This window comes from Butyrivibrio sp. (assembly GCF_024699075.1).
The window spans coordinates 1-4374 of the sequence record NZ_JAILQF010000001.1 but is presented as its reverse complement, the minus strand read 5'-3'; the positions used below and the strand labels follow the sequence as shown (position 1 = coordinate 4374).

Genomic DNA, 4374 nt, shown 5'->3' with positions numbered 1-4374 from the left:
ATGAAAAAGAGCTATCACAAAAGCTAAGGCTTATGGCAAATTCAACTATTAAAAGTATAAGATAATTATTAAAAATGGCTATTGGCAGGCAAAGTGCTTGATGTTCATCTAGCTATTTTTCTTCCGAGTTTAATGCCAAAGAAGGAATGCTGCCCCAGGAATTCAGAACTAAAAAAAGGAGCCTTTGATCACCTTTTGTATTGATTAAGATGTGATAGAATATAATCATGAAAACAGATAATAATCCCCCAAAAGAATCAATATTTCTAAATGAAAACTTAATGTCAGTAACTTGTATATTTGTTGTTATCACAAGCATTATATCTTTTATTATTGTATATATGTCAGGTGACTCTTTTACTATATTTGATATAGTTGTAAAACTGGTTACTTCTATTGCTATGTATCTTGCATTCAGGCATTATAACTGGGACGTGACCAAGGGACTTTTGGGCGGTGTCTTATTCTGCCTTATGTATCAGGAAGCTTATCTTGTCTTTGCAAGATTGTGGGGAGAGGAAGACTTCGATACATATCTTGTAGCAGGAGTTCAGGGAAGCTTATACCTGGCTGCAGCCGGAATGTCTTTTCTTATGACCATCATCATCGCCATAAATCACTTCTTTATAAACTATGCCAAACACGGAAATCCGGAAAATGTAATCCTTAACCGCATGGCTATTGGATTTAAATTCGCTGTGTATATCCTGCTTCTTATTGCCAATAGCAGACTTGATTTTGCTCCTGTTATATTATGGAAAAATGCCTTTTGGTATCTTACAGACATGTCGATAATTCTACTTGTAGTATGCATTGAATCACAGCTTGACTCCTTCAAGGTACTGCATCATGAGCTGCTTACACAAAAGCGCCAAAAGGAGGAAGTAAAATGAAGATCACAAAACGTCTGTCAGGATTATGGCTTATGGCAATGGCTCTTCTGTCTCTTTGTGCCTTCACTACATTTTTTGTAGCCCAGATGTGGTTAGATCTATTATATGGACTGTACCTGTCACTCGCTATTATACAGTCTGTAACACTGATAATATACCTATGGGGACCTGAAAAACTTAAATATAAATTCCTCAAGTTCCTGTACCACATTTTCTACGCCTCATCCTTTTTGGTAATTCCGGCTTTTGCCTTTATATTCATGGGACTTATATCCCAATATCACGTGAATATACCTGAAAGCATTGATGCTACAAACATGGCATATGAAGATATACTTCCAAAAGATGAGACAACTATATACAATACAGGAACTCTTTATATTATATTCCCTGAGTATTCACAGGTTGATCTTGTATGTGAAGATCGCCCTTCCAAATCAGATGATACCATTACCTGGTGCAGCGGAGCTGCCTTTCAGCATACTGTAAGTCTTAGCTTTAGCCAAGAGAATGTTGAAGGAGATCATGCCGTTTGCGGAGAGTATTATGAAAGCCCTTATAATAAGGACGCATTTGCTGCAGTAGTTTTTTATGATAATGATTTTGAATTTGTATTTGATGATACAACTTCAGCTATAAAAAAGGCTGCAGAAGCAGGGGGAAGCGGCTTTATGCAATTTGGCCTTATAAATAATAAAGAAGTCGTAATGAATTTTGACAGGCCAAGGGCCCGCTGTTACAGGACTCTTGCAGAACTTAACGGAAATCTGTGCATCATAGATTCTGTAAATATGATGCATTTTACAGATTTTATGGAAGAACTTCAAAAAATTGGTGTAACCAATGCTGTGTACATGGATATGGGCGCAGGTTGGAACTATTCCTGGTATCGCCGCCCATCAGGAAAGGTTATGACTTTATTCAATCTTCCTGTTCCATGGTCACATAACTGGATCGTATTTAGAAAATAGAGGATAACATTAAAGGTATTATTCCATAAGAGGGTATATTAAAATAAAAGATTTATTCCATAAGAGGTATTATTCCCTTAAAAGAATATCCTTTATCGACATCATTGTACATAAATCCAAACTCGTACTTGTTAGATCCGTTATAACCATATGCTTTTACAAATTTTTCATTATATACATTACCTGTTTCATCAATATAAGACGTTACATAATAATGATGATTAACTCCATTGGAACTATTAGTTATCTTAATCTTTAGTATCTTTACTTTACTAATATATAATTCGCCTTTTTCTACCTGTTTTAAAAATTTCTTTTCACAGGCAGTTTTCTCAAATCCCAAATAATAAAAGACAAAAGAAAAGAGTATTCCGAAAACAAAAAGAAAAAGTGCGATAAAAAAATCTGTAATGGTGCCATAGCCTTTAAATACGTTTACAAATTGTGGTATCGATACGTTAAAAAGCATAAATGGAATAATGAGACCAAATTTCATAAACAAATTAAATAAAAATCCTGTTTTTTCAACCCTCGATACGTAGTTCTTTATATATTCTCTTTCTCTGTCATTAGTTACCTGATATAAATACATATTTAGCCTCTATAATCTGTCTTTATATATTTTGCTGGTGAACAACCCATCACCTAAAGGTAACGGGTTTTCTGGCTACATCATAATAAAATAAGTCAAATGCCATTATAACACGCGTGGCAAGATCAGCAGCCTGAAATTGTCAGGATCATATCCGGAAGTACCTCCATTCTTCCACGATCAAACTGTCTTTGCTGCGTATCAGTACGTCCTACCAGTGCCGCACCTGATGCTGAATTATCGGATACTACCAAAAGAGCTATTCCGGGTATTTCAAATAGATCAGTCATAAGATAAAAGGAGCTTGTCTCCATTTCAATAAGATCAGTGTCGAATGATCTTATCTCATCCAGATGCATGTATTCAAGCGCGATAGATGGTGTGCAAAATACACTGGCCTTTTTTATATCATAACCTTTGGTCTTACAAAGGCTTATTACTTCTTCCACATAATTCATATCCGGATATACTTTTGAAAATAATGTATTATCCCTTATGGATTCTCCCATAAGATAAGTATCCGCATAGCTGCCTGATATGGAATACGTCGGAGTGCAAATATCTCCAAGTTCAAACTCAGGTTTAAGGCCGCCAACAGCGCCAATGAAAATCATTCTTTTAAATTTAAGTTCCGCACATAAAGCCATATGATCGATCGTATTTCCAGCAGATGATCCAAGCTTTATCCAGGCAATATTAAGCCCATCTTTTTCTACAAGATAGCCTCCAAGATATGCCCCTTCTTTCAAGGTTGTAACTTTACATGTCTTATCCATACCAAGCTTATATGGTGTAAAGCTTGGTGCGATCACAAGCGCATCATATAATATATCTTCGCTAAGTCCAAACGTCAGCGCTGCCATATGTTCAGAATTATATTTGTGAAAGGTATCCATAATCTTTTTCAGCTTTTCTTTCATTGAAGTCTCCTATTCATTTATTACAATGCTCAAAAATCCCTTCAGAAATTTCCAAACATTTTCCTTTAATCTAGCTCACTCTCTTTATAAAAACATGTATTAAGCCAGTTCCCTTAAAACGTCGAGTCCCAATAAGAGTGCTTTCTCATGAGAATCTGTTCCAAAATCTCTTGCATCATATTCATGGACGTTGGCAAGGGAATTTGCTGTAAACAAAAACTGCCCGAAGCTTGCGCCTCTATGTCTGCAGCATGCAGCAAGAGCTGCGCACTCCATCTCAACAACTTTACACCCCTCTTCTAATCTATATCTTACCATGTCTTTAGTCTCCCTGAAAAAGCCATCAGTAGACCAGGTCGTGCAGGTTATAAAAGGAAGGTTATGCTTCTTGAACGTAGCTTCAATGGCTTTAACCATCTTGTCATCAAGCTCTATATATCTTGATGCAGGAAGATAATGATAAGATGTCCCTTCATCCCTTAAAGCTTTGGTTGGAACAAGAAAGGCATTCTCGGGAATCCCATCAAGAACGCCGCAGGAGCCAACTGCTATTACTTCCCTGCACCCTGCAGATACTAAAGAGTCAAGAACCTGAACAGCCGCTGCTGAACCTATGAGTGACTGAACAAGGCAGATATCTTCTTTATCTTCATGAAGAATATAAACATTATATGTATGTGATACAGTAATTAGCTGTCTTATAACTTCTGCATTGTGAGCTTTGGCATATTCGTGTACCACATCCCCAAGGAAAGTAAAAAGACATTTTTTTGGAAGTCTTATATCCTCAAAGTCGTGATCTGGCTGGATCACTTCTTTTGAGACATCGTCATATTCTAAAATCGGGATTTCATTTTTATTTATCATAGCTGTCTCCTATTGTTATCCAATATCTTTGAAATACTTCTCCATCTTCGGTAACAATTTCATTTTCCAAAATTCCGCCGTTATTCTTGATAGAACCAACTGAGCCGTAGTTGTCCTTATTGCAGCATATA

The 4374-nt window shown here is 36.4% G+C and carries 5 protein-coding genes; 2 read left to right on the top strand and 3 right to left on the bottom strand.

The annotated features are described in order from the left end of the window. The first annotated feature begins 281 nt into the window (after positions 1-281). Both K6G87_RS00025 and K6G87_RS00020 read left to right on the top strand, forming a co-directional pair. The gene (locus K6G87_RS00025; RefSeq protein ID WP_296832126.1) at positions 282-893 is read left to right on the top strand and encodes a hypothetical protein; all 612 of its coding nucleotides are present in this window, start codon (positions 282-284) and stop codon (positions 891-893) included. Further along, entirely contained in the window at positions 890-1864 is a 975-nt protein-coding gene (locus K6G87_RS00020) for a hypothetical protein (protein ID WP_296832123.1), read from the top strand. The genes K6G87_RS00025 and K6G87_RS00020 overlap by 4 nt, the downstream gene beginning before the upstream one ends. A 52-nt stretch (positions 1865-1916) precedes the next feature. Here K6G87_RS00020 and K6G87_RS00015 read toward each other — a convergent pair whose 3' ends face one another. The 3 genes from K6G87_RS00015 to K6G87_RS00005 all read right to left on the bottom strand — a co-directional run bounded on the left by K6G87_RS00015 (position 1917) and on the right by K6G87_RS00005 (position 4243). Continuing rightward, positions 1917-2456, bottom strand: a complete 540-nt coding sequence (locus K6G87_RS00015) for a hypothetical protein (RefSeq protein WP_296832121.1) — start codon at positions 2454-2456, stop codon at positions 1917-1919. 125 nt (positions 2457-2581) lie between these two features. Beyond that, the gene (locus tag K6G87_RS00010; RefSeq protein ID WP_296832118.1) at positions 2582-3376 is read right to left on the bottom strand and encodes a phosphorylase family protein; all 795 of its coding nucleotides are present in this window, start codon (positions 3374-3376) and stop codon (positions 2582-2584) included. A gap of 99 nt (positions 3377-3475) precedes the next feature. Continuing rightward, positions 3476-4243, bottom strand: coding sequence for a nucleoside phosphorylase (locus K6G87_RS00005; protein WP_296832115.1), 768 nt, complete (start codon positions 4241-4243; stop codon positions 3476-3478). Positions 4244-4374: the final 131 nt, after the last annotated feature.